Below are 19,099 nucleotides of genomic sequence, written 5' to 3'. Positions count from 1 at the left end.
CTCCTGTTATTCGAGAAATTAATTTTTCCTGGATGCTTGGTGAAAAACCATTTTCCACCGGTTTTTCTGGTACTGCCAAATTGAGGTTCTGGTGGACCCTGCGCCATTCATGCAATCCGGTTTGCACAACGAATAAATTGCCAGCACCATATCATCCGTTAGTGCTTTAATACGAAAATCCTTAAAGGTCCATTGAATGTGCTTATCTTTGTGTAACAACCAATCGATCACGTCGTTTCTGGTACGAATTTCTCCATTACTATCAACTTCTTCAAAATTTTCCGCCAACAATTCATCAATCAATTCAGGATGCGCGGTCAGATCACTTTGCAATAACCTAAGTTCCAATTGTTGGATTTGTTTAACAAATATATTCAGTTCCATACAAACAGCTACTTAACCCGCATGCCAGGTTGTGCGCCAGCATCCGGTGATAAAATGAATAACTCACCTGGATTGCCACCGCCAGCAGCCAATACCATGCCTTCCGATAAGCCGAATTTCATTTGCCGTGGCGCGAGATTTGCGACCATTACAGTCAAGCGTCCTTTGAGTTGCTCCGGATCATAAGCGGATTTGATTCCGGCAAAAACCACACGCTGCTCACTGCCGATATCGAGCGTTAACTTCAACAACTTTTCCGCGCCGGGCACATCTTCTGCATTGACAATTTTAGCGATACGCAAATCAATTTTACTGAAATCGTCGATGGAAATAGTCTTGGCAAGCGGCGCAACTGCATGTTGTTGCTTTTCTGCATGCCTTATCGGCGCATCTTGCGCCGCAGGCGTAAAACTCTGCGTATTGGCAGCAATTAACGCATCGACTTGTTTGGTATCGATGCGTGTCATCAAATGCTGGTAAATGTTGATCTTATGACCCGCGGGCAGCAATAAATCGGAAACCGGTTGATCGTCACGCAGCTGCGGCCAAGTCAAAGGCGCCCAGTTAAGAAAGGTTTCTATTTGTTGCGCAGTGGCGGGCAGGACCGGTTTCAGATAGCGCGATAACAAATAAAACAATTGAACGCCAAGGCTGCAAGTACGTTGCAAATCGTCACTACGATCGGGGTTTCTGGCGATTTCCCATGGCGCGAGTTGGTGAATCATTTCGTTTGCTTCGTCAGCAAATTTCATGATTTGGCGAATGGCGGCAGAATATTCACGCGCTTCAAATGCATGTTCAATAACCTCCGGCCTCCATGCGGCAAAACGCTCATTTACCATCTGTTGTAGAATTTGATACTGCGCGCCATTAACCAGCCTGCCCTCAAATCGCTTGCTGATAAAACCCGCGCAACGGCTTGCAATGTTAATAAACTTACCAATCAAATCAGAGTTGACGCGAGCGACAAAATCTTCCAGATTCAAATCGATATCTTCCAATGTGCTGTTCAGCTTGGCTGCGTAGTAGTAACGCAACCATTCGGGATTCAAACCCTGTCTCAAATAACTTTCCGCAGTGATGAACGTGCCGCGCGACTTGCTCATTTTTTCTCCATTCACAGTCAGAAAACCATGCGCAAAAATCTTCGTCGGTGTGCGGTATCCGGCATTTTGCAGCATCGCGGGCCAGAATAAGGCATGGAAATATAAAATGTCCTTACCGATGAAGTGATACAGTTCCGTATTGGATTGTGGTTGCCAAAATTCATCGAACTGGATCTTTTCTCGTTCGCATAAATTCTTGAAGCTACCCATGTAACCCACCGGTGCATCAAGCCAGACATAAAAATATTTACCGGGTGCATCGGGAATTTCAAAACCGAAATAGGGGGCATCACGTGAAATATCCCAATCCGAAAGCTTATTTTCTCCTGCTTCGCCGACCCACTCGCGCATTTTGTTGGCGGCCTCAAGCTGCAAATGGTCACCTTCACAAGTCCAATGCCTTAAAAAATCTACACAACGCGGATCGGATAAGCTAAAGAAATAATGTTCGGATGATTTGTTGATCGGCTTTGCACCCGATACGGCGGAATAGGGATTTTTCAGCTCGGTTGGAACATACGCCGCGCCGCATACTTCGCACGAATCGCCGTACTGATCTTTAGCTCCACACTTGGGACACTCTCCCTTGACAAACCGGTCTGGCAGGAACATATTCTTGACCGGATCGTAAAGTTGTTCAATGCCACGCACAGCAATTAAACCCGCAGCTTTTAGCTTAGCGTAGATATCTTCGGAGAAATACCGAGTTTCCGTTGAATGGGTACTGTAATAATTGTCAAATTGAATATGAAATCCGCTAAAATCCCCTAAGTGTTCTGAATGAACGCGCGCGATCAAAGCTTCCGGTGTAATGCCTTCTTTTTCCGCGCGCAACATGATCGGCGTGCCATGCGTATCATCGGCGCATACATAATAGACCTCATGCCCGCGCATTTTCTGAAATCGCACCCAAATATCGGTTTGAATATATTCCACTAGATGACCTAAATGGATACTGCCGTTGGCGTATGGAAGTGCAGAAGTAATCAGAATTTTTCGCTTGCTCATTCGCTATTCACAGCCTGGATTGAATAAACGCTAATTGTAACAAACTGTGTGCGCATTCCTGATATTTGTTACCATCCCTTTATTAAATTGTTCGCCGCTGACCGGCAGTAATAAGGAGCTTTGTAGTGACCATTTCTGAACAACAAATACAAACAATTCTCTCTCTGACCATTGATCCGACCACGGGCAAGGATTATATCAGCGCAAAAGCCGTACGCTCGATCCGGGTTGAGCAAAATAATACTGCAATTGACATCGAACTGGGATACCCCGCCAATAGCGTTAAAAATACAGTGCAAAGCCAGATTAGCGAGGCTTTGCGATCAATACCCGGCATTGCAAATATCCAAGTGACAGTGACCAGTAAAATTATCCCGCATGGTGTGCAACGGGGCGTCAAACTGATTCCCGGGGTCAAAAATATCATCGCAGTTGCATCCGGTAAGGGCGGTGTCGGAAAATCCGCCACGGCAGTCAATCTAGCTCTGGCATTAGCAGCGGAAGGCGCTTCCGTAGGCATTCTGGATGCCGATATTTATGGACCGTCACAACCTCAAATGCTCGGTATCACCGGTCACCCGGAATCTTTTGATGGCAAAACCATGGAACCGATGCAGGCGCATGGTATTCAAGCAATGTCGATCGGTTTGCTGGTTGACGTTGAGACTCCGATGGTTTGGCGCGGCCCGATGGTTACGCAAGCCTTGCAGCAATTATTGAACGATACCAATTGGAAAGATCTGGATTATTTAATTGTTGATTTACCACCAGGTACAGGCGATATTCAATTGACACTGGCGCAAAAAATACCGGTAACCGGCGCGGTGATCGTCACCACGCCGCAGGATATTGCCTTACTGGATGCCCGCAAGGGCTTAAAAATGTTTGAAAAAGTGGGCATTCCGATTTTGGGTATCGTCGAAAATATGAGCACGCATACCTGTTCACAATGTGGGCATACCGAACCGATATTTGGTACCGGCGGTGGTGAAAAAATGTGTCAGGATTACAAGGTGGAATTTCTCGGTGCTCTGCCACTCGATATCAAAATTCGTGAGCATACGGATACGGGAAAACCCAGCGTCGTTGCTGAACCGGATGGAAAAATAGCCGGAATCTACCGGTTGATTGCACGGCGTATTGCCGTTAAGGTTGCCGAATGCGCCGAAGATCATTCTGAATTGTTCACCAAAATCATTATGGAAGATGACTAGGAGCTGCTGAAGGCATGACAATTAAATCAGACAAATGGATACGACGCATGGTCCTGGAATACGGCATGATTGAGCCATTCGAACCCGATCAAATTCGTCAAAAGGATAATCAACGCATTGTTTCCTATGGAACATCAAGCTATGGTTACGATATCCGCTGTTCGGATGAATTTAAATTGTTCACCAATATCAATTCAACGATTGTTGATCCGAAGAATTTTGACTCCAACTCATTTGTTGATGTCAAAAATGACGTATGCATCATTCCCCCCAATTCCTTCGCCCTGGCACGTACCGTCGAATTTTTCCGTATCCCCCGCAATATATTAACTATTTGTCTGGGCAAGTCCACCTACGCCCGCTGCGGCATCATTGTCAATGTCACCCCCTTTGAACCGGAGTGGGAAGGGTATGTCACATTGGAATTTTCCAATACAACCCCCCTGCCGGCTAAAATCTATGCCAATGAAGGCGTAGCACAAGTAATATTTTTCGAAGCGGATGAAGTGTGTGAAACTTCATATAAAGATCGAGGCGGTAAATATCAAGGACAGCATGGTGTGACGCTGCCGAAAATCTAAAGTTGTATTTGTTAATCAGCGTGTAATTACTTTGATTTTACATAATAGAATTTAACTTTGATCCAGCAATTTTTCGTCTTACTGGTGATTATTTCTTTTTCTGCAGCTTTGCCAGTGGAAGCACAGAATCGCATTTCCTTACCACGAACCAGTTTGGAACCTAACGACATCGCAGTCATTATTAATGAGAACGATCCATTATCCCGGCAAATAGGCAATTACTACCAGCAAGCAAGACAAATACCCGAAACAAACATCGTTAAGCTACGCTTCTCATCTGAGCGTAGCATTATAACCCCAAAGGAATTCAGGCAACTAAAAGCAGCTATTGACCAGCTTACCCCTGAACATGTACAGGCATTCGCCGTTGCCTGGACCACGCCATACCGGGTCGGTTGCATGTCATTGACATCCGCTCTGGCTTTTGGTTTCGACAAGCGATACTGCGCCGATCCCTGTGGATCGACCGCTCGTAGTCCCTACTTCAACTCATCCAGCTTTTATCCCTATGACGATTACAAGCTGCGCCCTGCGATGATGCTTGCCGGAACCTCTTTCGAACACATCAAGGCGTTGATCGACCGTGGCATACGTTCAGACTACAGCTTTCCTAAAGGCCAAGCCTATTTAATGAATACTTCGGATAAAGCACGCAACAGTCGGTCAGCCAGCTTTACACAAATCGCGGAAGAACTGGATGACGTATTTCCCATGCAAATACTAACAGCCGATTACATTTCCGAGCGTAAGGATGTGCTTTTTTACTTTACCGGCTTGAAAAAAGTATTCATGCTCGAAACACTGCGCTTTCTCCCGGGCGCTTTAGCAGATCATTTAACTTCGGCTGGCGGCAAGTTGACTGATTCTCCGCAAATGAGCAGCTTGCGTTGGCTGGAGGCCGGAGCCACAGCAAGCTATGGAACCGTTGTTGAACCTTGTAGTTTTCCACAAAAATTCCCCTCACCCATAGTGGCCATGTTTCAGTATGCATTAGGCGCTTCTGCGCTTGAAGCTTATTGGAAAAGTGTTGCCTGGCCGGGCCAAGGCCTATTCATCGGTGAACCATTGGCAAAACCCTTCGCTCCGCATCTAGAAGAAACAAGCCCGGGACATTTTATGCTGAAATTCTTTTCGCCACGTGCAGGGCGTTTGAGAATCGAACGATCATTCTCTGCTGCTGGACCTTTTAGCCCATTTATGCAACAAAAAACTATCATTCGTGGTGAAAATCGATTCTACTTCAAATTTAATGAAGAAACAGATGGTTACCTAAACATACAATGGCACTGACAAACCATCAGTAAACCCTAAGCTTCATCTAAACTTTTTTATAAAATAACCGTCTATCGCAATGATCATCTTATTTAATGCAACACATTGTTTTAAACTGTTTATTATTTAATATAACAAAATATTTTTATATTAAAAAAATGCTTGCTTTGCTTGAAATGCGGAATATAATGCGTGCTTTTTATTCGTCAGTAAACTTATCAATGAGGAGGTCATCATGAGAAGCATAAAGAACTTTATCGCCCCAGCTGATTTAGTCAATGTTCATATTCCTGAAACGTAGCGTTTTTTAAAGGAGCACACGCATGCCTAAGCCCTCATTTTCACTTCAGAAATACGATCAGCCTGAAGTCTTATTCGATACTCATCCTGAGATTAGCCTTAATTTTGAACACGTTCAAGAAACCTTGAATAAAGGCTATCAACGCCCTTTTTTACTGGTGGACAGCACTATCATTCGACGTAAAGCCCAACGTTTCATTGCTGCCATGCCTCGAGTTCATCCACATTACGCTGTCAAAGCAAACCCTGACGCACGTGTACTGAGTGCTCTAATCGATGAAGGTGTTGGATTTGAAATCGCCTCTATTGCCGAGTTGGACTTGCTACTTAAGTTAGGTGTACCGGCTGCTGAAATATTTTATAGTAATCCGATGAAATCCCGAGCTTACATAGAATATGCTGCTGCCAAAGGGGTTGAATGGTATGTCCTCGACAGCATTGAGGAACTACGCAAAATAGTCAGCGTTAAGCCAGATGCAAAAATGTACTTGCGCATTGATACGCCGAATATTGGCAGTGACTGGCCTTTAGCTGGAAAATTTGGCACACATCTTGCCGATATTAATGAGATTATTCATGAAGCTGTGAGGCTCAAAGCAGATCTGGCCGGTGTCACCTTCCATGTCGGTTCTCAATGCCGTAATCCACAAAATTGGCGCGTAGGTATCGAACGTGCTAAGAAAGTCTTTGCTGAAATGCGATGTGTCGGCTTGAATCCCCGATTGCTAAATGTTGGTGGAGGCTATCCAGTTCGACATATCAAACCCATTCCTTCAATTGAAATCATCGCAGAAGTTATCAACGAAGCCATTGCCGATTTACCGGAAAGTATCCGCGTTATGGCAGAACCAGGTCGTTACCTAGTATCTGATTCAGCTTATTTTGTATGTCGCGTCGTGGGTACCGCAACCCGTAATGGAAAACGATGGATGTATTGGGATGCAGGCATGTTTGGCGGTGTCATAGAAATGACTGAAGGATTGCGCTATGAAATCCTAACAGACCGGGAAGGCAATAACATTCCTTGGTCAATCGCTGGTCCAACTTGTGATTCAGTCGATATCCTGATGCATGAGTTGATGCTGCCAAATAATATGCAGGAAGGAGATTTCATTTATATACCGAACGCAGGCGCTTACACGACTGCCTACGCAAGTAATTTCAATGGATTTCCTTTACCTGATGTGAAAGTGATCTGAGCAACTGCGATCACTCACACTTACGCAATAATTCTAATAAATGGTGAAATGGCACTTGATGCATATTTCACCATTTATATTGGTGCATATCATCTACAAGAACCAGAGATTGATCTGGAGGATATTTGAGTCATACTTTACGCTCAAGAATGACAAAATGATATTCGATTTGCGCATCTGATATATGCTTATCACGCTGTATTTCTTCCCAGTTGTTGCGATCAAATTCCGGAAAAACTACATCACCTTCAAAATCACTCTGTATTTCAGTAATATACATTCTTTGGCAAATATCCAGTGTTTGCCGGTATAGCTTCTCACCACCAATAATAAAGCTTTCATTATTGATCGTGCTACTTTCTTCGCATATCAACAAAGCATCTTCAAGAGAATTCACTACAGTTGCTCCCTGCACGTCATAACCTGATTGCCGGGTAATAATAATATTCTCCCGTCCGGGTAACGGTCTACCGATCGACTCATAGGTTTTTCTTCCCATCACAATGGTTTGACCCATTGTCAGGAACTTAAAGTGCTTAAGATCAGCCGGCAAATGCCAGGGCAATTGATTATTTTGGCCAATAACTCGATTCTTAGCCATAGCCACCAGGATAGAAAGACGCATTGAAATCATACAGCTACAGGTGCTTTGATGGGTGGATGAGAATCATAGTTCTCCAAGACAAAATCCTCATACTCAAACTCAGAAATTGTTCGTATCATCGGATTTAATCTCATTACGGGCAATGGTCGTGGCTCACGCGATAACTGCTCGCGCGCTTGTTCCAAATGATTCAGATAAAGATGCGCATCGCCTAACGTATGTACGAACTCCCCTACCCCGAGATTACTAACCTGCGCAATCATCATCGTTAGCAAGGCATACGAAGCGATATTAAATGGGACTCCCAAGAAAATATCCGCACTTCGCTGATAGAGCTGGCATGATAACTTATTATTGGCGACATAGAATTGAAAAAGAGCGTGACATGGAGGCAATCGCATTCTGTGCAGTTCACCTACATTCCATGAAGAAACCAGCATTCGACGCGAATCAGGTGTATCCATAATCTGTTTAATTACCTGTTGAAGCTGATCAATTTTCTGTCCGTCTGCACTCATCCAGGAGCGCCATTGCTGACCGTAAATAGGACCCAGATTGCCATTTACATCAGCCCATTCATCCCAAATTGAAACGCCATATTTATGTAGATAACGTACATTGGTATCACCCCGAATAAACCATAACAACTCGTGAATGATTGACTTTAAATGACATTTCTTGGTTGTGACTAACGGGAAACCATCATTTAGATCAAAACGCATTTGATGACCAAAAATCGATAATGTACCAATACCCGTTCGATCAGTTTTTTGAAAACCGTAATCAATAACATGTTGCATTAATTCGAGATATTGGCGCATTCTTCTTTAAAGCTCCCTATTCATTTTTTTTTAATCTATCTGCAACGGGCTATCCCCGCCACAGCATACATAACACGTATATAATAGCAATATTATCTGCAATCATTCTTTTTGTAATGACTCCCGATATCGCTACACAGAAAATAATATTTCACAGGAAAGCTTTCAATGCTGGCATCCCTTTTCCAGAATATATCACCTATTGATCAATCAATTAGAACACCTCATATTCTCGTAGTACTTCCTAAGTTAGACAAGTTACCCAAGAAATATAGTATTCCCGGTGAAGAGCCTCTGAATAAATTACTATTGCGGCGCAGTATGCAATTAACAGATCTTGACGAAACCCCCGTGAGTGCAAATCTCCAGAATGGTGAATTATGTAGTTGGGTAATGCTTGATACTGACAAACCCATTTTTGAACAACAAACGTGCCTACGCAAAGCAATAAAACTTCTACTTCTAGAAAATCCGGATGAAATACATATTGCTGTTTACGGCACCCTGCAGCAAAAAAGAAACTTTGCCGAACTGGCTGTTTACACAGTTTGGATCAATGGTGCTGTACTGCCGGTACGAAAAAGTAAACCAATCAGGAAACCGCTGGCTAAGATGTTTCTATATGGCTATCAAGATGATAATAATTTTTCCTTGCAACGTGCATTAGCAGAAGGAAATTTATTAGCGCGCGGATTAACTGCTCTTCCTGCAAATGAATTAATGCCCAAGACTTATCGACAACAGATCAAGAAACTGGCTGAAAATGAGGGGTGGAAATATGAAGAATTTGATTTTAATAAATTGAAAGAAATGGGCGCAGGCGCTTTTATTGCGGTTGCACAAGGAAGCGACACAGAAGATGCCGCTATTGTACATTTACAGCATAATTGCAGGCCTAGCTCCCAAAATAAAAAAATTGCGATTGTGGGCAAAGGCATTTGCTTTGATACGGGTGGTCACAATATAAAACCAGCTCGCTATATGCAGGGCATGCACGAAGATATGAATGGTTCCGCTGTTGCTTTAGGTATTCTTCTTGCAGCCACACGTGCCGAAATACCCGTCACAATTGATTGTTGGCTTGCCATTGCACAAAATCATATCAGCCCGCGTGCCTATAAACAAAACGATATTATTTCAGCATTAAACGGATTGTCGATTGAAATCGTGCACACTGACGCGGAAGGTCGAATGGTTTTGGCAGATACTTTAACTTTAGCGAGTCAACAAAAGCCTGATCTGATCATTGACTTTGCCACTTTAACAGGAAGTATGAAAACAGCTTTGGGATCCCGGTATAGCGGAATTTTCAGCAATCAAGATAATTTATGCCAGAAAGCTATTGTCGCGGGAAAGAAAAGTGGAGAACGTGTTTGTGTTTTTCCGATGGATGCAGATTATGAGGAAAGTCTTGAAAGCGATATCGCCGATATCAAACAATGCCAATTAGACGGGGATTTCGATCATATTCTTGCAGCATGCTTTTTAAAACGATTCATACAAAATACGCCCTGGTTGCACATGGATTTATCCGCGAGCAATCACAAAGGTGGTTTAGGTGCGGTTAACAGTGAAATCACAGGATTTGGCGTTAATTGGGCTATTGAATTTCTTAAAAATATTGAATAAACGCCTATATAAATACTTACAAGTTGCATGCCCGCCCGCAGAGATATTTAGCCTCTTAGCATGACCAGTTTCTGACCTATTGACAAATTTTCATCGCTATTATTCCAGTGTTTAATTTGATCAACTGTTGTGCGATAGCGCTTTGCAATTTCATACAAGGTATCACCTTTTTTCACAACATAAACAACAGATTGGTTACGTTGCATCTGTTTCTTCCAGGATGATCGAGTTATTTGATTACCTGCCACAATTTGAGGCACTAATATTTTCTGGCCTAGTGTAAGATTTTTGTTTCGAGCAATCCCATTGATTGTTTGTAGCTGTTTTACCGTAGTCTCATGCCGGGTAGCAATCTCACTAATTTTTTCTCCTTTCTTGACTCGATAAAATTGCCATGAAACTCGAGGATCATGATAAGTTTCCAGATTTCTAACAAATATCTCTTTTTTTTCTCTGGGTATCAATAAAGTACGAGGCTCATTATTGACTTTGATAACGTAACGATTATAAGCCGGATTTAACGCTGTGAATTCAATCTCGGAGATATTAGCAAGGCGTGTAACGAGCGGAATATCGATGTGTTCATGAATCTTTACAGTATCAAAATACGGGCGATTAGGTATTGACCGTAGCTGTATACCATATTTTTTAGCATTAGCAACAATATCCTTTACGGCCAATATCTTGTAAACATAATGCTTTACCTCAACCGGTAAATTTACATCATAAAAATTAACGGCCCTTCCTTTGTGCATGTGCTTTGCCAGAATTTTACCTACAGCGCCTTCGCCCAGATTATAAGCCGCTAATGCCAGCTTCCAATTATCGAATCTTTGATACAGATATTGAAGATAATCAAGAGCCGCCTGAGTTGATGCCACGATGTCGCGCCGGTCGTCATGCCAAACATTCTGTTCCAAGCCCAGGATTCGCCCTGTTTCCGGAATAAATTGCCACAGTCCCGCTGTTTGGCTATTTGATTTTATCAAAGGATCATAAGCGCTTTCTATTATCGGTAGCAATGCTATTTCCATAGGCATTCCCCGGCGCTCAACTTCCTCCATTATATAAAACAAATAACGTTCACCATTTGCGACAATGCTGTTAAATGCCTGGGGATTCTGTATATAATTGAGCGCAATCTTGCGAACTGCTTTATTATTCGGGGAAGGTGGGAGTGCCAATGCAAACCCGTTACGAATACGTTCCCACACATTTGAACTATGCTGAGCTTTATCGTGCAATAACCGGTCTGCAAATGCATTAAACGATAAAAAAGAAGACGCAGCAGAAATCAGTAAGAATAATATAGCAGAAATGACATTTCTTTTTATAATCATCTATATATACTTTTATATATCTATATCGCATGACAGGATATATAAAAATTGACTATTTGCAAACTGTTTTTTTCATACTGCCATATTGCAAAATATATATATACCATTACATATCATAATGTTAGATGATTATCTTTATATCAATAATTAATAATCATTCTCGAAAATTTAACTTCCCCGATAGCTCTACCATAGGAATCATAGACTTAGACTTCCATCCTTTTTTGCGATGATCCACGATAATATTTGTAAAAATGCCACCACGCACATAAAAACGCGCTATCAATCGAATATATCTCGGCTTCAAAGCTGCGATGAGGTCATCAAGAATTAAGTTTGTCACCGCTTCATGAAATACACCATCATTCCGGTATGACCAGATATACAATTTTAAGCTTTTAAGTTCAATGCATTTTTTATCCGGAACATAATCCAGAATCAGAGTCGCAAAATCTGGCTGTCCTGTTTTGGGACACAAACAAGTAAATTCAGGAATTTCCATATGAATGTGATAATCCCGATTAATAAATGGATTTGGAAATGTTTCAAGGTTTTTCTCAGGTTTGCTAGCCATTCTTCATACTCATAGATAAATTAATTCAGTTACAATAAATGTTCATCGCCTGATGCGCTTTATCTATTATAACTGCCTTATCTCATAAACTGAAAAATTGCGCCTCGCCTATATCAAGTTAGCCGGTTTCAAGTCTTTTGCAGAACCAACTACCGTTCCAATTTCCCATGATCTGGTAGGTATTGTCGGCCCGAATGGCTGCGGAAAATCAAACGTCATCGATGCTGTACGGTGGGTTTTGGGAGAATCAAAAGCTTCAGCCCTAAGGGGAGATTCGATGCAAGATGTTATTTTCTCAGGATCGGAGAATCGAAAAGCAATTGGGCGTGCCAGTGTTGAAATTATATTTGATAATCACTTAAACAAAATTACTGGTCAATGGTCCAGCTATACCGAAATTGCAATAAAACGTGTTCTTCACCGAAATGGTACTTCAAGTTATTTCATTAACAACCTTCAGGTTCGGCGACGTGATATTTCTGATCTTTTCTTAGGTACCGGCGTGGGTAGTCATGGCTATGCCATCATTGAACAAGGCATGATCTCACGGATCATTGAAGCAAAGCCACTGGAATTAAAAAATTTTCTAGAAGAAGCTGCTGGAATTTCTCAGTACCGAGAAAGAAGGCACGATACTTCGTTGCGTCTGACTGAAACCCGAAAAAATCTAATACGCTTGGAAGATATTCATCAGGAGTTAAAAACCCAGTTGCAACGCCTGGAGATACAAGCGGATACTGCCATGCAGTACCAATTGCTGCAAGATGCAGCGCATAAATCCCAATCTTTGCTGTGGTTACAACGCAGAACCGACGCTATGCATCAACGCGATGCTGCAAAAAAAGAAATTCAAAAATTTGAAACGGAATTGAGCATCACACTCTCGGCTCAACACACTGCAGAAAAAAATTACGAAACTGCGCGCAAAAAAGAACAGACTATCAATGAACAATTGCTTCAAATACAAGGGAAATTATATTCTGCCGATGCTGAAATAGGACGCCTGCAACAAGAAATTACCTATTTAAGAAACACACAAGATCGCTTAACAAAACAAATTCAGCAAAATGATGCTAAGCTCCAGGAAAACCATCAATTAAAAGAAACAAAATCAGAAAATCTTCAGCACTGGCAACAAGAAAAAACGGATGCTGAGCTATCTCACCAATGCAGTATCCTCGCTTATAACGAGGAAAATAATAAACTTCCTGCTGTTGAGACTGAGTTCTTCAACCGTCAGAAAAAACTGAACGCATACCGAGACAGTCTTTTAATTCTTGAACAAACCAATCAACTTGAAGAAAATCATCTTTTACATGCAAAAAAAAATATTCAACAGCTAGAAACTCGATTTGTGCGCTTATCCAATGAACAGAATGAGTTAATCTCAATTGAATCCTCCATGTTGACGAAGCTACAATTAGAAGTTGCACACATCGAACGCGCTTTAAAAGATGGAATTCTGAAATGTCAAAATTTAGAAAACCACCTGTCTGATGCAACCAAAAATAAACAACACATTACCGACAATATTCAAGCGCTGCAGCATACATTATCTCAGGCTATTGCCCGCTTTTCCGCACTGAATGACCTGCAGAAAAAACTTAATAATAATCAGGATCTCAGTACATGGCTCAGTAAACATAAATTGAATCTGTTACCCCGTTTATGGCAGAAAATACATATCCCGCCAGAATGGGAAAACGCTTTGGAGGCTGTATTACGCGAACGGCTCAACAGTATCGAATGCGAACAACTGGATTATGTTTTAAACTGGACAAATGATGCCCCAAACTTAAAATGGACAATTTTTGATAAGAATCAGCCCAATTTATCGGATGCGGTACCACAATCAGCAACTCATAACCTCTTAGGCTGTAAGAAGTTACTTGTTTTCCTCACGGTTGCTCAACCTGAAATCTGGCAGGTTTTAGAAAATTGGCTATACGCGGTTTATGTCACAGAAGACACGAAAGAAGGTCTTATCAAGCGCGTAGCTTTAAAACCGGATGAAATAATTGTAACTCGGCAAGGACATATTATTACTCATAATAGCTTTACCTTTTATGCGCCTAACTCGGATTTCCACGGTGTATTGTCTAGACAGCAAGAACTTATACAAATACAAACAGAAATTGATCAACACGAATTATCTCTGCAGAAACAGCGCATTTTATTATCTAAGGCAGAACACCAGCATATAGAACTGGCAAGTACTCTCAAATCGGTTAACGAGAATAACAAACAATTGCAGGAACAATGCCACAAACAACAACTTGAGGTCGTTAAACTTACCCAGGTCAATGAGCGCACGACACACCGCAATGAGCAAATTAACTTCGAATTGACTGAGATCAGGCGAGCGCTGGATCATGAGATTTCACTGCAGAAATCTGCAAAAACAAGATTTGAAAATAATTTGATACAAATCGAAACACTTAGAAATGATGAGAAACAAGCTCAATCCACTTGGGAAGCAACCAATCGTGCACTTATAAATTTACGCCAAAAAATATTGCAATCCACACACGAAGCACAAGAAACTGCTTTTCATGTTAAAACTTGCCAGAACAAAATCATTGAGATTGAAATTCACATTCAATCTATTGAAGCAGATCTTCAAAAGCTTATGGAAAATCATACTAACTTAGTCGGGGAAAAAGAAAAACTAGATACAAGTCGAATCAATACCCAGTTACAAGATATTCAAGCGCAACGCAAATTAGTGGAACAAACCACATTACAGGTTCGCCACGAGGCCAGTAATATCGTAAAAGAATTACAGAAAATAGAAAATATTCGCATAACATCGGAACAAAAATCTTACTCATTGCGAGAAACCATAAGTAAATTCCAACTCAAGGAGCAAGCGGCAGCAATTACAATGAGCCAATTTGACGCACTAATCAATGAGGCAGACGTTGAAGTGGAATTGCTGTTACCACTCCTTAATAAAAAAAATACGACAGCATTACAATCCGAGATTGATCAGATCAATACAAAAATTGCAGAGCTCGGTTCCGTCAATCTCGGGGCACTAAAGGAACTTGAAATTGCACGTGCACGAGAATCCAATTTACTGGTACAGTTACATGATATAGGTGCGGCCATTGCTACGTTGGATAATGCCATTCAACAGATTGATCGCGAGACCCAAAACCGCTTGAACGACACTTTCTATCTAATAAACAAATACCTGGATGAAATTTTTCCAGTTATTTTTACGGGAGGAAGAGCGCGGCTTGAATTTTGTGACAATAAAATTCTCGATTCAGGCTTACTGCTGATGGCACAACCGCCAGGAAAAAAGAACAGTTCTATACATTTATTATCCGGTGGAGAAAAAGCGCTAACAGCATTGGCATTGATTTTTTCATTATTCCGATTAAATCCGGCTCCATTTTGCTTATTGGATGAAGTAGACGCCCCCCTTGATGACAACAATACCAAGCGATTTTGCGAAATAGTAAAAAATATGACCCGCCACACCCAATTTTTATTTATCAGTCATAACAAGATAACCATGGAGATGGCACAACGATTAATTGGCGTTACAATGCAAGAACAAGGTGTATCAAGAATAGTAACTGTCGATCTCTCTGATGCTATTAGTTTGGGGAAACGCGATAAACAGACCGTAACCAATTGATTATATTAATAGTGTAGAACTAACATAATCTGTAGTGCCCAATAGTAACTTTAAGAAATAGTAAGGAGGTAATATGGAGATTCTTAGCATGAGTGATTTGCAGGTAAGTTTAATCATTATCGGCGTCATAATTATCGTTGCCGTTGCCGTTTTCAACTGGCTGCAACAACTGCGTTATCGTCGGGAAATACAAGCAGCATTTGATCATAAACATGACGATATCCTTTTAGACACACATCATTCTGACGAACCTTTTCAACGTATTGAACCAAAATTCAATAAAAAATTTTCAGATGTAGCGCTTGATTCTTTGACTCAAGCTGATGATCAAGTTGATTTGCCACCGATTGAATCAAAAAAAACATCGGTTACACCCCCTGCACATTCAACAATCAATATTCCCCAAACAAGCACCCCTATTAATTCTGCAACAACCTCACCGCTGATTGACTATGACAGTAATACTAATTACATCGTTAATATTCGATCAGACTCAGTTATTGCCAATACTCACATTGCCAAGCTATTACAAAGAAAATTTGACTTTGGAAAACCAGTTTATTGGTTGGGGCAACAGGATAAAAATGAACCATGGGAAGAAATTTCCAATGAATCCAATGTGGATAGTGACGGTTACTGTCATTTGAAAGGCTGCTTACAGCTTGCCGACAGGGCCGGCCCTATCAGTGAGGTTAATTTGTCCAAATTCAGGGACTTGGTTCTAGATTTTGCATCACAGGTAAATGCTTCTGCTGAATGTCCTGATATTGTGAGTGCGCATGAGAAAGCCGTTATGCTCGATAAGTTTTGTGCTGAAGTCGATGTCATGATAGGCATTAATATCATTAGCAAAGACGACGGTGCATTTGCTGGTACTAAGATTCGGGCACTGGCAGAAGCTTCCGGATTCAGACTCGAAACAGATGGATTATTCAAATATCGCGATGATAGTAATAATATTCTGTTTACATTGAATAATTATGAATCATCTCCGTTCCTGCCTGAGAATATTAAAGCATTAACTACGCATGGTGTAACTTTCCTGTTGGATGTCCCAAGAGTTGCCCATGGAGAAAGAGTATTTGATCAAATGACACATTTGGCCAAGATTTTCTCCAATACCCTTGGTGGAATTGTAGTTGATGATAATCGAGTTCCGTTAAGCGATAGTGGATTTCAAAAAAGTAAACAGCAATTGCTGGAAATACAAACTTTAATGAAAAATAATCATATTAACGCAGGTAGTCCTAGCGCCTTACGATTATTTATTTAAGAAAAATTTTCACAATAATACTAAAGATAAGTGTTTTAGTATCCGTAATCGCTACAAAGTCTAATGTTTATTTATAAAATAAACATTAAAAACATACTGTTATAGAATTATTCTCGGAACAAATCTTAAGATTTTAATATAAGTAAATGATAATTAATTAATATTTATTCATAGAAAGATTATTATTGATGTAGTAGCGATCAGAGTAAATCTCAATTCTTATGTAATGATACTCACTGCAAATTATATGTAGTACAAAAATTATACTCATAAAAAAATAAGAATAACTATCAATTGCTGTTTTGATCGGAAATTAGGGCACGATAACAGAATCTTAGATTGGGTTACTCAATGACCTTTTAATAGTTCAAAAATTTATGCCCTATGGAAACAGAACTGAAATCTTTAGAAGAAAAAGTTTCTTTACTTTTACGTATGTATCAAGATACTCGCGTAGAAAATAATAAGCTACAGAAAGAATTGGCGAATTCTCATCATCAATGTGAAAAATTAAATGAGAAAATACATGTCGCTGCTGACCGACTTGAAGCACTTTTGTTAAATATTCCTGAAAATGAATAACTCTATATTCAATGTAAATATTATTGGTCGTGAACTCAGTATCGTATGCACTGACAAAGAATGTGAAGAACTTCAACTCGCTGCCGTTTATCTAGACAATAAAATAAAAGATATCAAAGCGGAAGAAAAAATTATCGATTCCGATCACATCGAGATCATTGCAATGCTTAAAATTACACATGAATTGTTAATATTAAGAAACATCACAAGTTTTGACATGGATGAATTTAAGCGTAGAATTATTACTCTAGAAAAGAAAGTTGATGAAGCAATAGCAATGGAAGCTTAGAAATAAAAGTAAAGGGTTAATCCCTGCGGTGTTCGTTAAGACTTATATTCTTTGAACCATTTTTAGAAAATGGTTGTGGATTTTAGTGATACTGTTGTGCGCGCCATTAATGGATGTGCCTGATGTATCCATGAAGCAACCGCCTTGGACCTCATGGTTCAAGATGATGGTCTAACGGCATATGTGGGGAGCTTATTTCAGGACAAGAAATGTTTATAAAACGTTTCTTGTCTTTTTTATTTTTATATACTTACGAATTTGATGTGCGCTGTCAGAAATAGAGCCCACTGATATTTTCCGGCCCGTTATCACAACGAGAGACCTTTGCACGGTTACTACGCGGCACGATAATTGCGTTAAAAATTCGCGAAAAATGCTCATTTACCCCGGGTAAACTCCGCTTTTTCGCAAATTTTTGCCTTATTCTCGTACCGCTCATGACACCGTGCAAAGGTCTCAACGAATCTTCCTGGGTTTGCCACGCCATTCAATAATCCGATCCAGAGCCCGTGTAACGCGTTCTGATGGAAGCGATACATCCACTTCGATTCCTAACCCCTCACGGTTAAAGTCGTCCAACACATTAAAGGTTCGAAAAGATCTGCCATTGGTGAGCTGATCAGCCATAAAGTCCATCGACCATGTGTCATTGGGCCGTTCTGGCACAGCCAATGGCTCCGGTTTCTCCCACTTCAGCCGCTTACGCGGCTTAATTCGTAAATTCAGCTCCAGCTCACGGTAAATACGATACACCCGCTTGTGATTCCATCCAAAACCCTTCACATTACGCAAATAAAGGAAACACAAACCAAAGCCCCAGCGCTTGTGGAAAGCCGTCAAACGGAGTAACCAATCGGCAATTTCCTCGTTCTCATCGTTGCGCATTGATCGATAACGATAGCAGCTCTCGGAAATGCCAAATGTCGTACAGGCCAAAACGATACTGACAGACTTATTCTGTACTGCTCGCTGTGCCATTACTTTACGCTGTGAGGGCTTTACCACTTTTTTCCGAGCGCCTCCTTCAACAGCTCATTTTGCATCTGGCTTTCCGCATACATCCGCTTTAACCGTTTGTTTTCCTCAGCCATCGCCTTCATTTCAAATAGCAAGGCAGCATCCATCCCACCATACTTGCTACGCCATTTATAAAAACTTGCACTACTCATTCCATACTCTCGGCATAAATCAGCCACTGGAATTCCTCCTTCAGCTTGCTTCAGTATTTGCATGATCTGGCTTTCCGTAAATCGCTGCTTTTTCATCAGTAAAAT

The 19,099-nt window shown here is 41.1% G+C and carries 15 protein-coding genes, 1 other RNA gene and 1 pseudogene; 10 read left to right on the top strand and 7 right to left on the bottom strand.

Annotated features, from left to right (window positions below; all coding sequences use genetic code 11):
* Nucleotides 1–18: 18 nt before the first annotated feature.
* The gene (locus tag CPG39_RS13625; protein WP_096294096.1) at nucleotides 19–384 is read right to left on the bottom strand and encodes a DUF4440 domain-containing protein; all 366 of its coding nucleotides are present in this window, start codon (nucleotides 382–384) and stop codon (nucleotides 19–21) included.
* Nucleotides 385–392: 8 nt separating this feature from the next.
* Nucleotides 393–2,498 carry a methionine--tRNA ligase gene (metG, locus tag CPG39_RS13620; RefSeq protein WP_096294095.1) on the bottom strand — a complete coding sequence of 702 codons (2,106 nt, stop codon included), beginning with the start codon at nucleotides 2,496–2,498 and terminating at the stop codon, nucleotides 393–395.
* Between the two features lie 125 nt (nucleotides 2,499–2,623).
* Here metG and apbC point away from each other — a divergent pair, with 125 nt between their 5' ends.
* The 4 genes from apbC (at nucleotide 2,624) to CPG39_RS13600 (ending at nucleotide 7,064) form a co-directional block, all read left to right on the top strand.
* A complete protein-coding gene (apbC, locus tag CPG39_RS13615) occupies nucleotides 2,624–3,712 on the top strand; it encodes an iron-sulfur cluster carrier protein ApbC (protein WP_096294094.1) in 1,089 nt (362 codons plus the stop codon).
* 14 nt (nucleotides 3,713–3,726) lie between these two features.
* On the top strand, nucleotides 3,727–4,293 hold the full coding sequence (gene dcd / locus CPG39_RS13610) for a dCTP deaminase (protein ID WP_013647052.1): 567 nt from the start codon (nucleotides 3,727–3,729) through the stop codon (nucleotides 4,291–4,293).
* A gap of 57 nt (nucleotides 4,294–4,350) precedes the next feature.
* On the top strand, nucleotides 4,351–5,583 hold the full coding sequence (locus tag CPG39_RS13605; protein ID WP_096294093.1) for a TIGR03790 family protein: 1,233 nt from the start codon (nucleotides 4,351–4,353) through the stop codon (nucleotides 5,581–5,583).
* Between the two features lie 305 nt (nucleotides 5,584–5,888).
* Nucleotides 5,889–7,064 (top strand): type III PLP-dependent enzyme, encoded by a 1,176-nt coding sequence (locus CPG39_RS13600; protein WP_096294092.1) that lies wholly within the window; start codon nucleotides 5,889–5,891, stop codon nucleotides 7,062–7,064.
* Nucleotides 7,065–7,194: 130 nt separating this feature from the next.
* Here the strand turns inward: CPG39_RS13600 and CPG39_RS13595 are convergent, their stop codons facing one another.
* A complete protein-coding gene (locus CPG39_RS13595) occupies nucleotides 7,195–7,698 on the bottom strand; it encodes a dihydrofolate reductase (protein WP_013647049.1) in 504 nt (167 codons plus the stop codon).
* A complete protein-coding gene (locus CPG39_RS13590; RefSeq protein WP_096294091.1) occupies nucleotides 7,695–8,489 on the bottom strand; it encodes a thymidylate synthase in 795 nt (264 codons plus the stop codon). Before CPG39_RS13590 ends, CPG39_RS13595 begins: the two co-directional genes overlap by 4 nt.
* A 168-nt stretch (nucleotides 8,490–8,657) precedes the next feature.
* Here CPG39_RS13590 and CPG39_RS13585 point away from each other — a divergent pair, with 168 nt between their 5' ends.
* Nucleotides 8,658–10,118: a M17 family metallopeptidase gene (locus tag CPG39_RS13585; protein WP_096294090.1), complete on the top strand. Its 1,461-nt coding sequence runs from the start codon at nucleotides 8,658–8,660 to the stop codon at nucleotides 10,116–10,118.
* Nucleotides 10,119–10,165: 47 nt separating this feature from the next.
* Here the strand turns inward: CPG39_RS13585 and CPG39_RS13580 are convergent, their stop codons facing one another.
* Both CPG39_RS13580 and queF read right to left on the bottom strand, forming a co-directional pair.
* Nucleotides 10,166–11,458 carry a LysM peptidoglycan-binding domain-containing protein gene (locus CPG39_RS13580; protein ID WP_096294089.1) on the bottom strand — a complete coding sequence of 431 codons (1,293 nt, stop codon included), beginning with the start codon at nucleotides 11,456–11,458 and terminating at the stop codon, nucleotides 10,166–10,168.
* Nucleotides 11,459–11,612: 154 nt separating this feature from the next.
* On the bottom strand, nucleotides 11,613–12,032 hold the full coding sequence (gene queF / locus CPG39_RS13575; RefSeq protein WP_096294088.1) for a preQ(1) synthase: 420 nt from the start codon (nucleotides 12,030–12,032) through the stop codon (nucleotides 11,613–11,615).
* Between the two features lie 97 nt (nucleotides 12,033–12,129).
* On the opposite strand from queF, the gene smc reads away from it, so the two are divergent.
* The 5 genes from smc (at nucleotide 12,130) to ssrS (ending at nucleotide 18,019) form a co-directional block, all read left to right on the top strand.
* Nucleotides 12,130–15,681 (top strand): chromosome segregation protein SMC, encoded by a 3,552-nt coding sequence (gene smc / locus CPG39_RS13570; protein ID WP_096294087.1) that lies wholly within the window; start codon nucleotides 12,130–12,132, stop codon nucleotides 15,679–15,681.
* A gap of 88 nt (nucleotides 15,682–15,769) precedes the next feature.
* A complete protein-coding gene (locus CPG39_RS13565; RefSeq protein WP_231990318.1) occupies nucleotides 15,770–16,954 on the top strand; it encodes a cell division protein ZipA C-terminal FtsZ-binding domain-containing protein in 1,185 nt (394 codons plus the stop codon).
* Nucleotides 16,955–17,338: 384 nt separating this feature from the next.
* Nucleotides 17,339–17,536 (top strand): hypothetical protein, encoded by a 198-nt coding sequence (locus CPG39_RS13560; RefSeq protein ID WP_096294085.1) that lies wholly within the window; start codon nucleotides 17,339–17,341, stop codon nucleotides 17,534–17,536.
* On the top strand, nucleotides 17,529–17,825 hold the full coding sequence (locus CPG39_RS13555; protein WP_096294084.1) for a cell division protein ZapA: 297 nt from the start codon (nucleotides 17,529–17,531) through the stop codon (nucleotides 17,823–17,825). The genes CPG39_RS13560 and CPG39_RS13555 overlap by 8 nt, the downstream gene beginning before the upstream one ends.
* Before the next feature lie 17 nt (nucleotides 17,826–17,842).
* Nucleotides 17,843–18,019, top strand: a non-coding RNA gene (gene ssrS / locus CPG39_RS13550) — 6S RNA.
* Nucleotides 18,020–18,284: 265 nt separating this feature from the next.
* On the opposite strand, the pseudogene CPG39_RS13545 reads toward ssrS, so the two are convergent.
* Nucleotides 18,285–19,090 (bottom strand): annotated as a pseudogene (locus tag CPG39_RS13545) (IS3 family transposase); the annotation flags it as partial.
* Nucleotides 19,091–19,099 lie beyond the last annotated feature (9 nt).

The sequence above is a fragment of the Nitrosomonas ureae genome, assembly GCF_900206265.1.
In the GTDB taxonomy this organism is placed as follows: Bacteria; Pseudomonadota; Gammaproteobacteria; order Burkholderiales; family Nitrosomonadaceae; genus Nitrosomonas; species Nitrosomonas ureae_C.
Note: the sequence above shows the minus strand (reverse complement) of the source record. Positions and strands in the feature narration are given on the sequence as shown.